Source organism: Vibrio sp. YT-15 (genome assembly GCF_033337445.1).
In the GTDB taxonomy this organism is placed as follows: Bacteria; Pseudomonadota; Gammaproteobacteria; order Enterobacterales; family Vibrionaceae; genus Vibrio; species Vibrio alginolyticus.
This window is the reverse complement of sequence record NZ_JAWOQR010000014.1, coordinates 87,865-108,912: the sequence shown is the minus strand read 5'-3', so window position 1 is coordinate 108,912 and position 21,048 is coordinate 87,865. Positions and strand designations below refer to the sequence as shown.

5 protein-coding genes are annotated in these 21,048 nt (G+C 46.2%); 2 read left to right on the top strand and 3 right to left on the bottom strand.

The features are described from left to right. The first annotated feature begins 3 nt into the window (after window positions 1–3). Window positions 4–285 (top strand): DUF2218 domain-containing protein, encoded by a 282-nt coding sequence (locus tag R7D93_RS20740; RefSeq protein ID WP_005376622.1) that lies wholly within the window; start codon window positions 4–6, stop codon window positions 283–285. Window positions 286–373: 88 nt separating this feature from the next. Here the strand turns inward: R7D93_RS20740 and R7D93_RS20735 are convergent, their stop codons facing one another. Continuing rightward, entirely contained in the window at window positions 374–625 is a 252-nt protein-coding gene (locus R7D93_RS20735) for a YgjV family protein (RefSeq protein WP_005376619.1), read from the bottom strand. 861 nt (window positions 626–1,486) lie between these two features. On the opposite strand from R7D93_RS20735, the gene R7D93_RS20730 reads away from it, so the two are divergent. Continuing rightward, a complete protein-coding gene (locus R7D93_RS20730; protein ID WP_225496007.1) occupies window positions 1,487–20,107 on the top strand; it encodes a retention module-containing protein in 18,621 nt (6,206 codons plus the stop codon). A gap of 184 nt (window positions 20,108–20,291) precedes the next feature. Here the strand turns inward: R7D93_RS20730 and R7D93_RS20725 are convergent, their stop codons facing one another. Further along, window positions 20,292–20,594, bottom strand: coding sequence for a hypothetical protein (locus R7D93_RS20725; RefSeq protein WP_047101396.1), 303 nt, complete (start codon window positions 20,592–20,594; stop codon window positions 20,292–20,294). A gap of 80 nt (window positions 20,595–20,674) precedes the next feature. Continuing rightward, window positions 20,675–20,905, bottom strand: coding sequence for a hypothetical protein (locus R7D93_RS20720; RefSeq protein ID WP_005376575.1), 231 nt, complete (start codon window positions 20,903–20,905; stop codon window positions 20,675–20,677). Window positions 20,906–21,048: the final 143 nt, after the last annotated feature.

Genomic DNA, 21,048 nt, shown 5'->3' with positions numbered 1-21,048 from the left:
TTCATGATTAAAGAAAGCACCCGAATAGATAGCGAACACGCTGACAAATACTTAGTGACGCTTTGTCGGCATTTTGGACGAAAAGTTCCTGCTACTTGGAATGAAAATAGCGGTTTGGTGACATTTCCGACGGGAAAAGCGGAGTTTAACCTTTGTGCATCTAGCTTAACTATAACCTGTGAGGCGGATTCAGAAGAGAAACTGAATACGGTTAAGGCGATCATTTCATCGCATGTGGACATGTTTTCTCGTCGAGAAACATTAGCACTTAGCTGGGTTCGTTAGCGCTCGTTTAAGGATGCTGTGATAGAAAGGGAATGTTAAAAGCAAAAGCCCGCAATCTTATGATTTGCGGGCTTTTATTGTTTGAATGCTATTGCGCTTTCTCAGGCTCTAGGCTTTTTTTTTCCTGCTGCATTTTTGCTAGGAAGTAGATGTTAACGCAAGCTATAAAACCGTTAGTTAGTACTACAGGCCAAGAATCAATCATTAGTCCGTAAGCAGTAAATAGCGCACAACCAATAAAGTTAAGGATACGAAGCTTAACAATATCTTTCATAGTTAGCGAAATAGCGACCATGATTGAAGCTGCATAACCTAAAATCTCAACCATATTCATGTCCATTTTTTGACCCTCTTAAAATCTGCCGAATTTTGTCGGTACCAATTCTTCTCATCTTGAGATTAATGAGGAAGCTCCATGCCTCGAATGGTCTTTTTTTGTTGTATGGACGCACTATATCAATGGAAAAACCGTGATAAAAGCCTCAAATCAAGGTTAAGAGAAGGTTAGCGATTACGCAAACGTTTAGGACTGGAATTACTGATAATTTTACTTATTGTGTTGATTGATAATAACGATGACATTAATAGCTCAAACACCATTGAAAGTAAGGGAATATTTACATATGATTGAAAATGATAATTATTTTCAAGTGCTGTGTTTATGTATTTTATTATTAGCTTGGTCGTGTTTTTTTTGCTGTATATCAGAACAAAACCGAACTCGTGGTGTGCGGGGATTCATATCGTAAGCCACATTTTTATCGTTGCATTTTGTCCTGCAATTTATGTTGTTCAATATTTAATCGTTACGTTTTTTTCGTCACCGATATTGATTAAGCTGTCATCACGCTCCGGTGTATACAACATTCTCATTGCTTTTCTTCCATTATTGATCGCAACCGGCAGTCTGGCGTTTAGCTGAATGATTTCATCTCTCTTCTTTTCTTAAAACAACTACACTTAATTAGAATAAGGTATCAATTTCATATAATTATTCGATATCTACGCGTCAGCACATGTGTCACATTTCTGTGACTACGAGTAAGTTTTACTTATGTTGCTCGGTAGTAGGGTATTTATCGATTGTTTAATGATTCAATACTTAGTTTAATCGCATAAAGGTGTGCAGTATGCCGCACTAAATTAATAAGAAATTATCTAAAAAGGTTAATGGGAAACGTAAGCCATTAGCGGAGGTCAGATGAGTACGCACACGGTACCGCAGAGCGCGATTGTAAATGCTGTCAAAGGTGAAGTTTTGGTTTTGGGCCTGGATGGAAACGTTAAGGTCATAAAAGCGGGGGATGAGTTAAGACCTGGCGAGATTATTATCACAGAAAATAATGCTTCTCTCGACGTACAGATAAATAATGAGCTTTATCTGGTCGATGCAAATTGTGTTGCTTGTCTTCCTGTGCCTTCTTCTGAATCACTAGAACCAGTATTGGTACAATCTCCAGTTAATGGCTTGGTGACTTTTGACCCAACGGCTATTGGAAGTGCTGACTTCGACGCCAACGATATTGCCGCTATCCAGCAAGCTATTTTAGACGGAGCTGACCCTACCGCTATCTTAGAAGCAACAGCTGCTGGCGCAGGTGCTGAAGGCTCGGCTAATGCTGGCTACGTGACGGTTGAATATAATAACCCGGAAGTACTCGCGTCTACTTTTTTTGAAACGTCTGCGACTCGCAGCGGAGAAGATGATCGCGACGAAGATGACGGTTTGAATGTCACGATCTTTGCTGATGGTGGGCAGTCACTGCAATCTAACGTAACAGAAGGCTCAATTTCTCTATCTAGCTACCCGCAAACCATTTCTTCTAGTGTGCTGGTTGAAGCAGGGGACCTCGCACTTGATACTGCTTCATTTGTACCTGAAACGTCCTCATTAGAGTCTTTGTTAACCGAGTTAAATAGTGACATTACCTCTGGTGGTCAGCCAGTGGCGTTCGTTTACGACGAAGCGCAAAATGCCATTATCGGCACTCAAGGTGGTAACGAAGTGCTTCGTATCGAGATCGAAGCGACATCTTTAGGCCGTGATTTAGAGTTAGAGGTCGTTACCACGATTAGCCAGGGTATTGACCATGTGGCGTCCATCGCTGATGGCCAAGTATCTATCGTCGGTGATCAAATCAATATCGCTTTTGACATTACAGGCGCAGATATTGGTGGTAATAGCATTCAAGCGCCTATCGATTTTACGACAACCGTTATTGATGGCGATGATCCTGCGCCGCAAAACGTTACTTTTGAAAACGTTGAATCTTCTTCTACACCAATCACTGGCACCTTTGTTGATATTGGTAGTGATCAATTGGCAACAGTCACGTTTAACCAAGAAGGACTTAGTCAATTCGATGGCCTATTGAGTGATAATCAGGCGACAGAAGCGGTACTCTCTGAAGACGGCAGTACTATAACCCTGTCCATTGCGGGCTCGAATGAAACCGTCTTAACCATCAGTTTGAATACTGATGGTACCTACCAATTTGAGCAATTTAAGCCGTTAGAACAAACAAACGGTGAAGATGCGATTGAGCTCTCTTTGCCAACCACAGTCGTCGACTTCGACCAAGATACGGCAAGCAACACCTTTACGATGACCATCCTCGATGGCGATAATCCAGTGATTGAGAACGTGACGGGCTTGTCTTTAGATGAGGCGGGGGTTGACCAAGGTTCACAGGAAGGCGCGGCAGTAACAAGTGGTACTGGGTCGATCACGACAGCGGTCGGAAGTGACATCATTGATCACTATGAGTTGGAACCTACAGAGTTCAATGTTGGTGGAGAACTCCAATCTCAAGGGCAGGTTGTTCAACTAGAACTAGCGTCCGAGAGTAACGGCGTACGTACTTACGAAGGCTTCATCGAGCTGGATGGTGTGCGTATTACCGTATTTGATGTGGCGATTGATGCACCTGCATTGGGCGAATACCAATTCAACTTGTATGAACAACTTGACCATACGGGTGCTAACGATGACTCGCTCACTTTCTCACTGCCAGTTTACGCGGTAGATGCGGATGGTGACCGCTCCTCTATTACCGAAGGTTCGAACACACCAGAAGCTGCGCAAATTGTCATTCAAGTTCAAGATGACGTTCCTTCGATTGATGGCGTTGATGCGCTAGCCGTCGATGAAGACGATTTATCAAGCATTGGCTCCGATCAAAGCGACTCTGTGTTCGCGCAAGGTAGCTTCACGACGACTCAGGGCTCAGACCGTGTTGTAAGTTATCAATTAGAGAGCGGCACTGATCCACTCAATGGGTTGGAATCGCAGGGGCGATCTATCTCTCTGACGGAAACAACCAATTCAGATGGCAGCTTTACCTATTCTGCAACGGCAGAAGGGGACGCTATCTTCACCTTACAAGTGAACCCTGACGGTTCTTATTCATTTACCCTTGAAGGTCCAATCGATCATGCTGTGGGTAGCGATAGCTTAACTCTAGACTTCACTATTGTCGCAACGGACTTTGACGGTGACACCAGTTCACTTGTTCTACCGGTAACCATTGCCGATGATGTGCCAACCATTAATGACGTTGTCGCTCTTACCGTCGATGAAGATGACTTAAGTTTGGTAGGCTCTGACCAATCACAGTCAACGCTGGTCGAAGGTCAGTTTACGACAACTCAAGGTTCTGATGGCGTCGTACAGTATCAGTTGGATGTAAACGCTGATTCTTTAAATGGCCTGCAATCTCAAGGTCAAACCGTTTCCATTGCCGAAACGCAAAATGCAGATGGCAGTTACACATACAGCGCAACGGCAAATGGCAGTGCAGTTTTCACATTAATTTTGAATACCGACGGCTCGTACAGTTTTGAGCTGCAAGGTCCAATTGACCATGCGGCAAATAGCGACAGCTTAACCCTTGATTTTAGCGTTATTGCTACAGACTTCGATGGTGACACAAGCCAAATCGTATTGCCTGTTACCATCGTGGATGATAAGCCAACTATTACCGATGTTGATGCGATTACTGTTGATGAAGATGATTTAGGCACGATTGGTTCGGACCAGACTGACCCGATTTCTATTGATGGTAGCTTCACCACCACACAAGGCTCTGACCGAGTGGTAAGTTATCAGCTTGATGCTTCTGCAACACCAGTTGACGGCCTTACATCACAAGGCGTGGCAGTTACGCTGACTGAAACCGCAAACGCTGATGGCAGCTTTACTTACGAGGCGACAGCGGGTAGTGAAGCGGTCTTTACGCTGACGGTGGATACTGATGGTAGCTATAACTTCACGCTTGAAGGTCCAATCGACCACGCGGTAGATAGCGATGAGCTGACACTCAACTTCCCAATCATCGCAACAGACTTTGATGGCGACACCACAAATGCCACTATCCCAGTGACAATCGTGGACGATAAGCCTGTTATTACCGACGTCGACACCATTACGGTTGATGAAGATGATCTAGCGTCAATTGGCTCAGACCAAAGCAATCCTATTTCTATTGATGGCAACTTTACTACCACACAAGGCTCTGACCGAGTGGTGAGCTACCAACTCGATGCTTCAGCAACACCAGTGGACGGTTTAACATCGCAAGGTGTGGCGGTCACATTAACTGAAACTGCAAACGGTGATGGTAGCTTTACCTACGAAGCAACCGCGGGCTCTGAAGCGGTCTTTAGGCTGACAGTGAATACTGATGGCTCTTACAACTTCACGCTAGAAGGGCCAATTGATCACGCGGTGGATAGTGATGAGCTGACACTCAACTTCCCAATTATCGCAACCGACTTCGATGGCGACACCGTTACTGAAACCATTCCAGTCACGATTGTTGATGATGTACCGACCATCACAGCGGTGGATGCGTTGAGTGTCGATGAAGATGACCTTAGCGGCGTGGGCTCAGACCAAACTGACGCTGTGTTCGTTGAAGGCGCGTTTACCACTATTCAAGGCTCTGACCGAGTGGTGAGCTATCAACTGGATTCAACGGCTGATCCTGTTGCGGGGCTAACGTCTCAAGGTGAGGCGATTACCTTGGTGGAAACCGCGAATGGCGACGGCAGCTTTACTTATGTTGCGACCGCAGATGGCAATCCTGTCTTCACGTTGAATGTAGCAGCAGATGGTACTTACGACTTTACGCTGCAAGGCCCGATTGACCATGCAGCTAACAGCGACAGCCTGACGATTGATTTCCCAATTATTGCCACCGATTTTGATGGTGATACGACTTCGGCGACCATTCCAGTCACGATTACGGATGATGCACCAATCATCGATAATGTTGTGCCTCTGGCTGTAGACGAAGATGATTTATCAGGCATTGGTTCAGACCAAAGCGACGCTGTGTTTGTTGAAGGCGCGTTTACGACCACCCAAGGTTCAGACCGTGTGGTGAGCTACCAACTTGATTCAACGGCTGATCCTGTTTCAGGTTTAACTTCTCAAGGTGAGCCTGTTACTTTGGTAGAGACTGCGAATGCCGATGGCAGCTTTACTTACGTGGCTACCGCGGATGGCAATCCTGTCTTCACCATGAATGTGAATGCTGACGGTACATATGACTTCCGTCTGGAAGGGCCAATCGATCACGCGTTAAACAGCGATGAGCTAGTACTGAACTTCCCAATCATTGCAACAGACTTTGATGGCGATACGACGACCGCGACCATTCCCGTCATGATTACTGATGACGTTCCAACCATTAATAACGTTGTTCCACTGACAGTAGACGAAGATGATCTCGCAACAATTGGCTCAGATCAAAACGATGATGCGTTTATGTCGGGCTCTTTCAGCACAACTGAAGGCTCAGACAGCGTTGTTAAATACCAGCTTGATGCAACGGCAGATCCAGTATCAGGGTTAACCTCTCATGGTGAGCCTGTTGTGCTTGCAGAGACAGCAAATGGTGATGGCAGCTTTACTTACACTGCCACAGCAAATGGCAATGACGTATTTGAATTGGTGTTGAAGCCAGACGGCAGCTACACCTTTACTCTGCAGGGCCCACTAGACCATGCGGTAAATAGTGACAGCCTACAAATTGATTTCCCGATTATCGCGACAGACTTTGATGGTGATACGTCGACAGAAACATTGCCTGTCACCATTGTTGACGATAAACCAAGCATCACTGACGTAGACGCGATCCGCTTGGATGAAGATGACCTAGCGACGATTGGCTCTGACGGCTCAGATCCAATTTCAATCGATGGCAACTTCACTACAACGCAAGGCTCTGATGGGGTAGTAAGCTACCAATTAGATACTGCTGCAACGCCAGTTGATGGCCTAACATCGCAAGGTGTGGCAGTGACCCTGACTGAAACTGCAAACGGTGATGGTAGCTTCACTTACCAAGCGACGGCAGGTACTGAATCGGTCTTCACGCTAACAGTAAATACGGATGGCTCATACAAATTCACGCTTCAAGGTCCAATCGACCATGCGGTAGACAGTGATGAGCTGACGCTGAACTTCCCAATCATCGCGACGGATTTTGATGGTGATACCACCACAGAAACGATCCCAGTCACCATCGTGGACGATAAGCCGGTTATTACTGACGTCGACGCCATTACGGTTGATGAAGATGATCTAGCGTCAATTGGCTCAGACCAAAGCAATCCGATTTCTATTGATGGTAACTTCACCACCACACAAGGTTCAGACCGAGTGGTGAGTTACCAACTTGATGGCGCATCAACACCAGTTGACGGTTTAACGTCGCAAGGCGTGGCCGTCACGCTGACTGAAACCGCAAACGGTGATGGCAGCTTTACCTATCAAGCAACTGCAGGCACCGAGTCGGTCTTTACACTGACAGTGAACACTGATGGCTCTTATAACTTCACGCTTGAAGGCCCAATCGATCATGCTGTTGATAGTGATGAGTTAACGCTCAACTTCCCAATCATCGCAACCGACTTTGATGGTGACACCACAAATGCCACTATCCCGGTCACCATCGTGGACGATAAGCCAGTTATTACTGCCGTAGATGCCATTACGGTTGATGAAGATGATCTAGCGTCAATCGGTTCAGACCAAAGCAATCCAATTTCTATTGATGGTAACTTCACCACCACACAAGGTTCAGACCGAGTGGTGAGCTACCAGTTAGATGGCTCATCAACACCGGTGGACGGTTTAACATCGCAAGGTGTGGCGGTCACATTAACTGAAACTGCAAACGGTGATGGTAGCTTTACCTACGAAGCAACCGCGGGCTCTGAAGCGGTCTTTACGCTGACAGTGAATACTGATGGATCTTACAACTTCACGCTAGAAGGGCCGATTGATCACGCGGTTGATAGTGACGAGTTGACACTTAACTTCCCAATTATCGCAACCGACTTTGATGGCGACACCGTTACTGAAACCATTCCAGTCACGATTGTTGATGATGTACCGACCATTACAGCGGTGGATGCGTTGAGTGTCGATGAAGACGATCTTAGCGGTGTGGGCTCAGACCCAGGCGGCGATCTGTTCGTTGAAGGCGCGTTTACGACCACACAAGGCTCTGACCGAGTGGTGAGCTATCAACTGGATTCAACTGCTGATCCTGTTGCGGGGCTAACGTCTCAAGGTGAGGCGATTACCTTGGTGGAAACCGCGAATGGTGACGGCAGTTTTACTTATGTTGCGACCGCTGACGGCAATCCTGTCTTCACGTTGAATGTCGCAACAGATGGTACGTACGACTTTACGCTGCAAGGTCCGATTGACCATGCAGCAAACAGCGACAGCCTGACGATTGATTTCCCAATTATTGCCACCGATTTTGATGGTGATACGACTTCGGCAACCATTCCAGTCACGATCACGGATGATGCACCAATCATCGATAATGTTGTGCCTCTGGCTGTGGATGAAGACGACCTCGCATCTATCGGCTCAGACCAAACTGACGCTGTGTTTGTTGAAGGCTCGTTCACGACTACTCAAGGTTCAGACCGAGTGGTGAGCTACCAACTTGATTCAACGGCTGATCCTGTTTCAGGTTTAACTTCTCAAGGTGAGCCTGTTACTTTGGTAGAGACTGCGAATGTCGATGGCAGCTTCACTTACGTGGCTACCGCGGATGGCAATCCGGTCTTCACCATGAATGTGAATGCTGATGGCACATACAACTTCCGTCTGGAAGGGCCGGTCGATCACGCGTTAAACAGCGATGAATTGGTTCTGAACTTCCCAATCATTGCAACAGATTTTGATGGCGATACGACGACCGCGACCATTCCCGTCATGATTACTGATGACGTTCCAACCATCGATAACGTTGTCCCACTAACAGTAGACGAAGATGACCTTGCCTCAATTGGCTCAGACCAAAACGATGATGCGTTTATGTCGGGCTCTTTCACCACAACTGAAGGCTCGGACAGTGTTGTTAAATACCAGCTTGATGCAACAGCAGATCCAGTAGCAGGGTTGACCTCTCAAGGTGAGCCTGTCGTGCTTGCTGAGACAACAAATGGTGATGGCAGCTTTACTTACACTGCCACAGCAGATGGCAATGCCGTATTTGAATTGGTTGTGAAGCCAGATGGCAGCTACACCTTTACTCTGCAAGGCCCACTAGACCATGCGGTGAATAGCGACAGCCTACAAATTGATTTCCCGATTATCGCGACAGATTTTGATGGCGATACGTCGACAGAAACATTACCTGTCACCATCGTTGACGATAAACCAACCATCACTGACGTAGACGCGATCCGTGTGGATGAAGATGACTTAGCGACGATTGGCTCTGACGGCTCAGATCCAATTTCAATCGATGGCAACTTCACTACAACGCAAGGTTCTGATGGGGTAGTAAGCTACCAATTAGATACTGCTGCAACGCCAGTTGATGGCCTAACATCACAAGGTGTGGCCGTCACGCTGACTGAAACCGCAAACGGCGACGGTAGCTACACTTATGAAGCGACAGCAGGAACTGAAGCCGTATTTACGCTGACCGTTAAGACGGATGGTTCATACAACTTCACGCTTCAAGGTCCAATCGACCATGCGACAGACAGTGATGAGTTAACACTGAACTTCCCAATCATCGCAACGGATTTTGATGGTGATACCACCACAGACACGATCCCAGTCACCATCGTGGACGATAAGCCAACTATTACCGATGTTGATGCGATTACCGTTGATGAGGATGATTTAGGTACGATTGGCTCAGACCAAACTGACCCGATTTCAATCGATGACAACTTCACCACCACACAAGGCTCGGACCGAGTGGTGAGCTATCAGCTCGATGCTTCTGCAACACCAGTAGCTGGACTCACATCACAAGGCGTGGCAGTCACACTGACGGAAACTGCAAACGGCGATGGTAGCTTTACTTACGAAGCGGCAGCGGGGACTGAAGCGGTCTTTACGCTGACAGTGAATACCGATGGCTCTTATAACTTCACGCTAGAAGGTCCAATCGACCACGCGGTAGATAGTGACGAGCTGACACTGAACTTCCCAATCATCGCAACCGACTTTGATGGCGACACTTCTGCTGAGACAATTCCTGTCAAGATCGTTGATGACAAACCGACACTTGGTGGCATCGAAGCAACAAGTGTGCAAACGGTTGACGAGGACGATATCCCAACAGTCGGATCTGATGGTACGCAGTCGAACAGCATTGCCGGTAACTTCATCGCGACTGATGGTTCTGATGGCATTGTCGAGTACAGCGTTTCTGACCTAACGACGCCAGTACAAGGCCTGACCTCTGGTGGTCAATCTCTGGTTATGGTTGAAGTATCAAACGCAGGTGGCGTTTCAGTTTACGAAGCTCGTATTGATGGCACGACGACACCAGTATTCCGTGTAACCCTCGATGCCTCTGATGACAGCTACACGTTCGATTTGCTCGCTCCTCTCGATCATCCAAATGCTGATGGACAAAATGAACTAATCATCAATTTACCGATAAACGCGACTGACTTTGATGGAGACGTGTCGAACAACATCACCTTACCAATTACGGTTGTGGATGATTTTCCGACCATTGATGGTTTGCTAGCAGGCAGCGAACAAACCGTTGATGAAGATGACCTACCAGCAGGTACGGATGCTGCAAGTGCAGAAGATACGGTTATTTCAGGTACTTTTGATATCACCGAAGGTGCTGACCAAGTTGCTTCTATTCAGCTGAGTGACCTGACCACGCCTGTTGCGTCACTGACTTCAGATGGTGAAGCTATCACCTTAGTCCTGTCTTCTAGTGCAAACGGCGTGAACGTATACCAAGGTGTCGCTGGCAATCCTGCTGAAGTGGTGTTCGAACTGACGTTGGATGCAACGAACAACACCTACGAGTTCGATTTACAGAAGCCGCTTGATCATCCAGATGGTAATCAGCAAAACGAGATTGTTATTAACTTCCCTGTGACGGCGACAGATAATGATGGTGATACTTCACCAGCCTTCACATTGCCAATTACCGTTGTGGACGATGTTCCAGTTGTTACCAATATTGAAAGTCTACGTGTCGACGAAGATGACTTACCTCTTGGTTCTGATGGAACGAAAGAGCCATTAACGGTATCAGGTGAGTTCGAAGTCACTAGCGCAGATGGTATTGATGCTTTCGAATTGGATCTAAGCTCAAATCCTATCCCGAATCTGAAATCGGGTGGAGAAGAGGTAACACTTTCTCAAGACGTTGGTGCTTCAACTGCTGACGCGCTTGTTTACGTGGGACAAACTCCGGGTGGAGTGACTGTCTTCACGTTGACACTTCATCAAGATGGTAAATACGACTTTGAGTTATCTGGTCAGTTAGATCACGCGGTTAACTCTGATGAGATTTTGTTGAATCTACCTGTGAAGATCACGGATGGCGACAACGATACCATCACTGCGACCTTGCCAGTGACCATCGTAGATGACAAACCAACCATTGATGCTATTAGCTCTGGTAGTACCTTGTCTGTGGATGAGGATGATATTCCAAGCCAAGGTTCGGACGACACGCCAGAATCCAATATCATTGGTGGCAACTTTGACGTTACTGATGGTGCCGACTCTATCGTTAGCTTCCAGTTGGATAGCTTAACGTCGCCTGTTTCTGGACTTACCTCAGGTGGTCAACCGCTTGAGTTGGTTGAGTTTTCAAATTCAAACGGTGTGATTGAGTACCGAGCTTATGTACAAGGTACGACGGACACCGTCTTTAAACTGACGCTAAATGGTTCAGCAGACAGTTATGAATTTGAACTGTTGGGTGCACTTGATCATCCTGCGGGTCACGATGAAAACTCGTTGGTCATTAACTTCCCAGTCAACGCGACTGATTTTGATGGCGATGTGTCCAATAACATCACCTTGCCGATCACCGTGGTGGACGATGTTCCAGCGATTGTGAAAGTGACAGACTCTAGCCAACAAACCGTTGATGAAGATGATCTTGCCGGTGGATCTGACACGACAAGTAATGATTCTACGGTATTGAACGGCGGATTTGAGGTCGTTGCTGGTGCAGACAAGATTGTCAGCTACCAAGTTTCAGACCTCGATGCAGTCGTGTCTGGTTTAACGTCGAACGGCAGCAGCATCGAGTTGAATCTAGTAGGCACGAATGGTGGAGTAACCAGTTACGAAGCGGTTATTACTGGCACATCAACTAAGATCTTCACGCTGTCTCTTGATGCGAATAATGACAGCTACCAATTTGAGCTGTTGGGACCAATCGACCATGACGCTGTTCAAGGTGAAAACAACCTTGTCATTGATATTCCAATTACAGTAACAGACTTTGATGGTGACACGTCATCATCACTGAATCTTCCAATTACCGTAGTTGATGACATTCCCGAAATTAAATCAGCAGATGCTTTGGCTGTTGATGAGGATGACCTTGCCAACGGCTCTCAGGCAACCAACAAAGACAGCCTAGAAGCAACGGGCAATTTCGATACGGTGGAAGGGGCAGATACCGTTGTCTCTTACCAGTTAGATCTTACTTCTAACCCGATACCAGGAGTAACTTCAGGTGGTCTTGCGGTGACGTTAGTTCAAACCGCGGTAAGCAACAACAACTTTACTTATCAAGGTCAAACACCTGATGGTAACTCAGTGTTCACGCTAGTTTTGAACGCTGACGGCTCTTACAAGTTTACGCTTGAGGGTGCGCTAGACCACTCAACCCAAGGCGAAGATACACTCATACTCGATCTTCCAGTCTTCGCGACCGATGTCGATGGCGATACGGCCGGTATTAACTTACCAGTGACGATTACCGATGATGTTCCAACCTTGCACGATGCGTCTATTTCACGTGTTGAGGGACAAGGCAGCCGCACGGTTCGTTTATTCCGAGACCCTGTAGAGGGGGATGATGACCTTGGTGCTGACGGCGCACAAGTGACTTCATTCTCGGCTGATGATTCAGGCATTTACTTTAAGCAAAACGGTGTTGATTCTGATTCTGTCGATTTGAACGGCAGCGACCAAGTCGTATTTGTTCACAAGGTTTTTGACGGAGTGGATACTGAAATCGGTCGTTTGGTTGTTCGAACCGATGGCAGTGTGTCATTCCGTCCGAATGACGATCTTGACCATACCGAAACCGACTCGATTGATTTCACCATCAACGTTGTTGCAACCGATGGTGATGGCGATATCGCAGATGCCGATGTGGATATCTCGATAAGAGACCGCAATGCGCAAATTGACACGTCTACCGTTACTGCGTTCGAAGACCAAGGGCGTGATGGTGTCGTTGTGGGCGTTGACTCTGCAAATACTCAGGACAACTTGTCGACGCTGGATGTTAGCCCTGCGAAAGTCGACTTGGTTATCAATTTACATGATATCGACCGTAACGAGAGCTTAGGTGACATCACTATTCGAGATGCTGATACTCACAACGGTACGTTCTACTACAGAGACGGCAGTGGCAACTACATTGAGTTAACATCTGTGGGCAATACGGTTGTTCTCGACGCATCAAATGTTGAGCAGTCATTCAATGGTGAGCTTGTCTCGTTAGATAACTTGTACTTCGTACCAGATCGTCATACATCAACCGATGCTTCTGGTATCGATCCTCGTATCCGCGTGGAAATTCTTAACAATGGTACGCCAGATCATACGATTAATGGTCGTTTAGACATTGAAGTTGCTGCCGTCGCAGATATTGCAACGTGGACGGCAAGCAGCGAATTTAACTATTCGGTTGATGAAGATGGAAACAATGTCGCACTTAACATCACGGCTGAAACCCAAGACACTAGTAACCCTGAAGGCATTGTGTACGAGCTTGTCTTTACACAAGGAGAAGGTAACGCAGAGTTAGTCTATTCAGATGGTAGTGCGATACCAAAATCCGGTGGTGTTTATCTGGTGGATGCAAGCCGAATTGATGAAGTTCAAGTTGATCCGATAGATAACTTCTCGGGCGAAATCAGAATTGATGTCACCGCTATTACGACGGAAAACAACAATCCACTGCTTGGGAAAGATACCGCTCGCTCAGAAACCGAAACCATCATTATTGATGTAAACCCAGTTGCGGATAAAGGTAGTTTTACTGTAAACCGAATTAATGTGTTTGAGGATAATGCTCGAACTCAAAATACGGTAGACCCTGTCACTGATCACGACCCACTCCAATTAAGTGAAGTGATCACCATGAAACCATCAGCGGACTTAGATGGTTCTGAAGCGTTATTTGTGCGCATTTCTAACTTCTCAATTGATGGGGTTACTTTGGTGTGGCTGGACTCAGCAAACCCAAGTCAGATAGTAGAAGTGACCGATTCAGGCGGCAATGTACTTTATTACGAAGTGCCAGAGTCTGAATTAGCGAACGTCGAAGTTCTTCCTCCGTTGCACAGCAATGATGACTTTACTTTCAATGTCGAAGGAATTGTGAAAGACACAGCATCATTGTCTACCGGTACGACAGAAGATGTGTTGTCACTGGGCAGTAAGACTGTCATCGTTGGTGTAAAAGGTGTTGCTGACATACCAGACACGGTATTAATTGACGCGGGGAACGTTTGGAACCGATTCGTAGACGGAGATGTGGCCGGGATAGAGACGACTATTGAAGAGAATGGTGTTGTAAACCTCAACTTCTCGGTTGTATCAGGTGAAGTTGCCGATAGACCACAGGATGATTCAGAAGCCATTACTGTTATCCTGTCCAACATCCCCGACGGTGTTCGTGTCGTAGATTCAGACGGTTCAAGCGTTGACCTCACCTTTGTTGGCTATGATGGTAACGGTCAACCGATTTACGAAGCAAACATCACTGGGCTGAATTTTAATTCCGGTATTCAAATTATTCCAGAAGCCTCTTCAACCGAAAACATTGCGATTACAGGGACGATCATTGTTACCGAAAATGATGGTCATAGTCGTGTGATTGAAAGAGAGGTAAGGATCAAGGTCGAACCCGTTATTGACGCTCAAGATAACTACGTTGTTCGATCGGAGGGAGATGAAGATACGCGCTTTGACATCGATTGGAAACCGACGCTCGTACAAAGCCCTGATACCGATGAATTCTTTAGTGATGTAACCATCTCTGGATTTCCTCCAGGCAGCACGGTCTATGTAGATGGTGTGGCACAAGCGCTTGTTTCTGGAACACTAACGCTTTCACCGCAAGCTGGTGAATCAGAGCAAGATTTTTCCGCTAGAATCTCTCAAAGTGGCTATGTTCAAGTCCAGTTGGAGCAGGATTCAAGTACTGACTTTGACTTGACCACAACCGTCACTGTGAAAGAGATTGACCATGAATATGTTGACGCTTCGAATCCCGGTGAAGGTATCGCAGAGAAAACCATCAATGGTACGGTGAATGTCCAAGTTAATCCAATCGTTGAGCCAGAGGATAAGACGGGGGCAATAGACGACCAAACCCGTCTGCTTGTCACTGAAAGTGGTGGTGGTGCTACCGATATCGTGAAGTCAGACGATCAAGGTAACATTGACTTTACGATCAACACTTCTATGGGGGGCGAATCTGGTGCTCATATCATTAAATATCAAGAGTTTGATGCGTCTTCAGATGAAGTGGTGACTCAACTTGTTGTTCAATTTCACAATGTGGACCCTGAGATCCTCAACCAATTGGTTATCGTCGGTGCACTAAATGAAGGTGGAGGTCGTTGGACAGTAACTAATGAAGACAACTTCTCAATTAAAGCGCCGTCTGGACTTGATTTAACACCAAACGATGACAGTGACGATGGCGATAACGGTGGTCTCTCTCAAATTGGCTTAACCATTTACGCAGAAGTGAATGATTTGGGCGAAGATTTGGGCAACGAAAAAGATGCGACGGTCATGCGCCAAACGGATGTGACACTTGAATTTCCTACCGTTCTCACACCGCAAATGAGTGTAGCGGCAGAGATTCAGGTGGCTGATGATGTCCAAATTCAAGCGTTGGAAGACAATTCTATTAACCTTGGTGCTCAGTTAACGTCGAAAGTTGATGCGATTAATGCAGATGGCGTGGAGGATGTCTTGACTATTATCGTCGATCCTTCAGCTCCTGGTATTCCTCCTGGTTTGGTGATCACGGGGACGGATATCGACTTTGTCAATGGCAAATACGTGTTCCAAGCCCATATCGATGCGAGTGGAAATATTACTGGCCTTGATGGTTTGACGATGCACTTGGCAGAAGATTACGCAGGTGATTTCGAATTACCAATTCGGTTCGTCACTAAAGACACTGAGTCCGGTGATGAAAAAGAAAATAATGTTCAGTTTCCAGTTCAGGTTTTACCGGTTGCAGACGTTCCGAGTTCAGCCGGGGATCAGCCGTTGGATAGCGATGTCACACCAAATGTAAGAGTAGATATCGTCGGTACTTTCGGCTTGGATGCAAACAAACAACCTGTGACTGATCTAAATAACGACGTTCCCACGGCGGATGGTGTTGGTTACGAAGATGGCTTAATCCAACTTAACTTGAGTGTTGATTTTGCCGATCAATTTAACAACACTCAAGGTGGTCGAGAAACACTAACGAACATCAAGTTAGAGCTTGATGACACAACATTAGGTGAGTTTGTTGATGCCAATGGTAACAGCTTAGGAACCAGTATTGAGTTTAATGAAGCTGAGATTTTAGCTGGTGCGCTTGACAATGTTCTGTTTAAGCCAAAAGAAAATTACCCCGTAGGTGGTGGCCAAAATACCGTCAAGATTAATATCGAGGGAGAAATTACTGATGAAGCTGTGTTTGATCAGTCTATCTTGAATAACTCTGGCGATAATATAGATGTAAGAACTTTCACTGACGATGTCACATTTGAAGTTACGCCAGTCGTTGATGACATTACCATTACAGGTGCCGATCCGACGCAGCCAATCACGGTGATTGGCGACGAAGATACTTTAATTTCGCTTAATCAATCAGGGGCTGGTGTTTCGATCAGCCTGAACGATAATGACGGTTCTGAGAGTTTCGTTTCACTCAAGTTAACGGGGCTTCCTGATGACTTTATCGTTAAATCCAATTCCTCTGATTATGTTGTTAAGAACAACGGTGGGGGCGAATGGAGTATTCAACTAAAAGATCTCACTCAGACGTCCATTGACCTGAGTGACATCCAAATTAAACCGCCAAAACACTTTAGTGGCGAGGCTGAGATAGGTATTACGGTCTTCATTCAAGAGGAGTTGCTACAAGTTCCAACGGAACGAAACAACAACTTTACGCTTATTGTCAATCCTATTGGTGATGATGTTGATGTGAATCCCGATACTTCGGCTGCAGGTAATGAGGGCGAAGACATTGTTATTAATGTAAATGCGTTAGTGGTTGATAACAAAGAGTCCATCGGAGATGGTGCAAACTACCAGGAAAATGATCCAGAGACGCTGAGAGTTGAGGTCTCCAATGTCCCTGATGGGGCGAGTGTTTCATTACCTGATGGGACCGTGTTTACTGACCAAGGCGGCGGCATTTTTGTCTTAGAAATCAATGCTCAAGACTTGGATCAAGTGGTGTTTAATTCAGGGGATCGCAACGATAACTCATGGGATGGTTCGCTGCATTTCAAAGTGCAAGCCGTTGATACTGGGCTCGATGGCAGTCAAAGCTTGGGCTCCGCAGAGGAGTTTGATGTCACTGTTGATGTTGAAGCAGTGAACGATCGTCCAGAGTTCGTCAATACCGTGGATGTGGAAACACCAGAAGATACGCCAATGCTGCTTGATGGTTTCAGCATTACCGATATTGATGCCGTACTCGATGATCCGAATGCTGAATATGTACTCAATGTGAACGTCGACAGCGGTATCTTGGAGCTTAATCCAACGCTCATCGCTACTTACAACCTAACCGTGAGCGGTGATGGTACGGACTCCGTTGAACTGAAAGGTACAGTGGCCGATCTAAACAATGCCATTGCAGACGGTCTGATTGAGTTTAACCCAGAGCTGAACTTCTTTGGTGACGTTCAGGTGGACGTGACAGTCGATGACCAAGGTAATGAAGGTATCGTAATTGGTGGGGTAGATGACACCCTAAATACCAACAGCAGCAGCTTCAATATTGAAGTAACAGCGGTGAATGATACCCCAGAAACTACGCCAGTGACGCTACCGGATATTGAAGAAGACAGTGGTGTGTTCTCCATCTCTGAAGCGGATCTTATTGCGAATGCGACAGACGTAGAGAACGATAACCTCACGGTCAGCAATGTTCAGTTAACGGATCCGAATTCGGGCAGCATTACTTTCAACAGTGGCACGGGAGAGTGGGAATTTACCCCAGCACCAGATTACAACGGTCCAGTTGAAATCACGTACACCATTACAGATGATGGCACGACAAATGGTGCATCCGATCCTAAATCGGTTAACGGCAGCGCATCGTTCAACGTAACGGAAGTCAATGATGCTCCAACGACGTCTGAAGTGACACTTTCTGATATCGCAGAAGACAGTACGGCGGTTGATATTACCCAAGCTGATTTGTTGGCGAATGCGTCTGATATTGAAAACGACACCTTGATGGTGAGCAATGTCCAGTTGGTTGATCCAAGCAGCGGCACATTGGATTTCGACAACGTAACAGGTACATGGTCATTTACTCCTGCGCCTGGCTACAACGGCAAGGTCGATTTGACCTACGACATTACCGACAACGGTACAACGAACGGTGTTTCAGATCCTCAAACGGTGTCAGGAACGGCGACCTTCGAAGTCACTGAGGTGAACGATGCACCGGTAACATCAGAGGTAACGTTGAGTAGTACCGAAGAAGATGGTGGTTCGGTAACTATTACGGCTACTGAGTTGCTGAGCAACGCAAGTGATCCTGAGTCAGACAACTTGACCGTCGATAATGTTGCGTTAGTGGACCCAACTTCAGGCACGCTGACTCAAGTGAGTGCGACAGAGTGGACGTTTGAACCCGCAGCAGATTTCTTTGGTGACGTTAATTTCACTTATGAAATCACAGATGACGGAACCACTAACGGCGCTCCAGACCCAATTACAATCGCGGGCACAGCAGTGTTGAATGTTGAAGCGACCAATGACGCACCTGAAATCACTGCAACGTCGGTAACGGATACGATCAATGAAGCTGATGGCCAGAAAGTAACGGGTATTAGTGTGAGTGACGTCGACTTTGCGGGCGCACAAGCAAATGAAAGCATGACCGTGACTCTTACAGTTACCGAGGGCGACCTTCGTGTCGAGCCGCCAGCAGGTAGTGGTGTGACTGTTGGGGCGGGGATGGCTGGTGAAATCACCCTAATGGGCACACCAGATAATATTAACTCCGTTCTTGGAGCAACAGACGCTTCTGAGGGTGTATTTGTGGATACAGGAGATGTCAACGCAGCTTCAATCACTTTATCGGTGAAAGTCGAAGACAACGGCGTGTACTTCGAAAATGCATCGGGTACCGCATTGGAAGCGAATCAAGACTTCACTATCAATGTGACACCTGTAGCTGATGCACCTACATTGAGTATCAATCCTCAGTTTAATTACATTCGTCAAATTGCGGCTAGCCAAACCGCGAGCAGTCAAGGTTTAGCGATTGTCGGAATCATGGCGGCGCTTACTGATATTGACGAGGTGCTGTCTTTGGAGCTAACGGGCGTACCAGCTAGTGCTGAGGTAACAAGTGGCGTTTCTCCATCAGGCATTAGCTTCGATGGTACCACTTGGACAGTACCAAGCGATGAAATTGATACGCTAGAAATTGTCGCAACAGATACTAACAGTGGTATTGATGTCGGTTCTTACGATATTTCGCTTACGGCGATATCAACGGAATCTAATGGCGATGAAGCGCAGTCTTCACCTGTCCAAATTAGTTTGGATGTGAGTAGTGATAGCGACGATATTGACCAGTCAACCGCAGTGGACGACAGCTATTTAGTCGGTGGAGACACAGGTATCAACTTGATTGGTGGAGACGGTGACGACGTTGTTCTGGGTGGTGATGGTGATGACGTGCTTATCGGTGGCTTAGGTTCAGATATCTTAACGGGTGGAGACGGCAGCGATATCTTCAAGTGGACGGTAGATTCCGTTGATGAAGGGGCAGTGGATACCATTACTGACTTCACTGTTAACGAAGACAGTATCGATTTACGTGAAGTTATCTCTGATCTCAATAACTCAATGATCGACATGGATGATCTGCTTGGTCACATTTCAGCAGACTACGATGCATCGACGGAAAGTGTTTCTCTGAACATTACGACGGATGCAAATGTTCAGCAGACTATTGTCGTGGAAAACTTAGGTACTTCAATCGACTTCAACGGTCTCAGCTCCAACGAGATTGTAGAGTCATTGCTGAACAACGGTGTTATTGATAACGGATAAACCTGTATACAACACAAAAATGGGCGGCTCTGATAAGCCGCCCATTTTTTTCGGGAACGCTTGATTTTAAACAGGAGATATTTGAATCGAAATAGAAAGCAAGAACGAAGCAAAGGGGTTATCTTGTTACGACGTTATAGTGATAGTTGGAAATTAAAATAGCGATAATTTGACGTTAAATCGCCTAAACGTGGATGTCTAGCAAGCTGCCAATGATTTCATTGTTTTTCTCTATGACAGACGCGCCAACTCGGTTATAACCAGCGGCTTGTGCGAGGTTGATGAGAGATTCAACTTTTTGAGAGGGAAGGCTAGGTGTTGAGGCTGTTATTGCGACATCCGCAACCGCAGCTAAATCGATGTTGTGATCAGAAAGCTCTTCTTTTACCTTACTTACATTATTGCTAATGCCATGTGCAGCTTTCTCGGCCATTTGTTGTGACATCTGAACGATGTGGTATCCAGATTGAATTCCCGATACAGGCATATCACTACTCCCAACATTATGATAGTGAGAGCATAGGTGGAGTTTATAAAACGTTCAAGTGTTTTATATCAATGACTTGATTAGGCAAACAGTTTGGCAAGCATTTCTCTTTCTTCACCAGATAGAACCGGTTTTTGCGCTTTATTTAGTTTCACGCTGATCTCACCTTGTAATGACTTTAACTGACTTGCCGTTAAATCACTGAGCTTTTGCTTAAGTTCATTAAATTGTTGTGCGTTCATCTCAATACCTTCGTCGTGATTCGGTTTATCCGTCGTTGCCCGAAATTCTTCATCCTTTGGATACAACATATTTATTCAACCAAAATAGATTAGAATTTGATCGATTGCTTTTTGTCCGAATATTGTCAAGGTGTGTTAAGTGATACGTCAGATTTTTCCTAAGAAGGTACATAATTACCCACTTTGGGGTAGATGGAAACGTAAAAAGAAAA

What these genes read in the sequence shown, in the direction of transcription:
- R7D93_RS20740 (WP_005376622.1), top strand. Translation starts at nt 4, where the DNA reads ATGATTAAAGAAAGCACCCGAATAGATAGCGAACACGCTGACAAATAC.
- R7D93_RS20735 (WP_005376619.1), bottom strand. Translation starts at nt 625, where the DNA reads ATGGACATGAATATGGTTGAGATTTTAGGTTATGCAGCTTCAATCATG.
- R7D93_RS20730 (WP_225496007.1), top strand. Translation starts at nt 1,487, where the DNA reads ATGAGTACGCACACGGTACCGCAGAGCGCGATTGTAAATGCTGTCAAA.
- R7D93_RS20725 (WP_047101396.1), bottom strand. Translation starts at nt 20,594, where the DNA reads ATGCCTGTATCGGGAATTCAATCTGGATACCACATCGTTCAGATGTCA.
- R7D93_RS20720 (WP_005376575.1), bottom strand. Translation starts at nt 20,905, where the DNA reads ATGTTGTATCCAAAGGATGAAGAATTTCGGGCAACGACGGATAAACCG.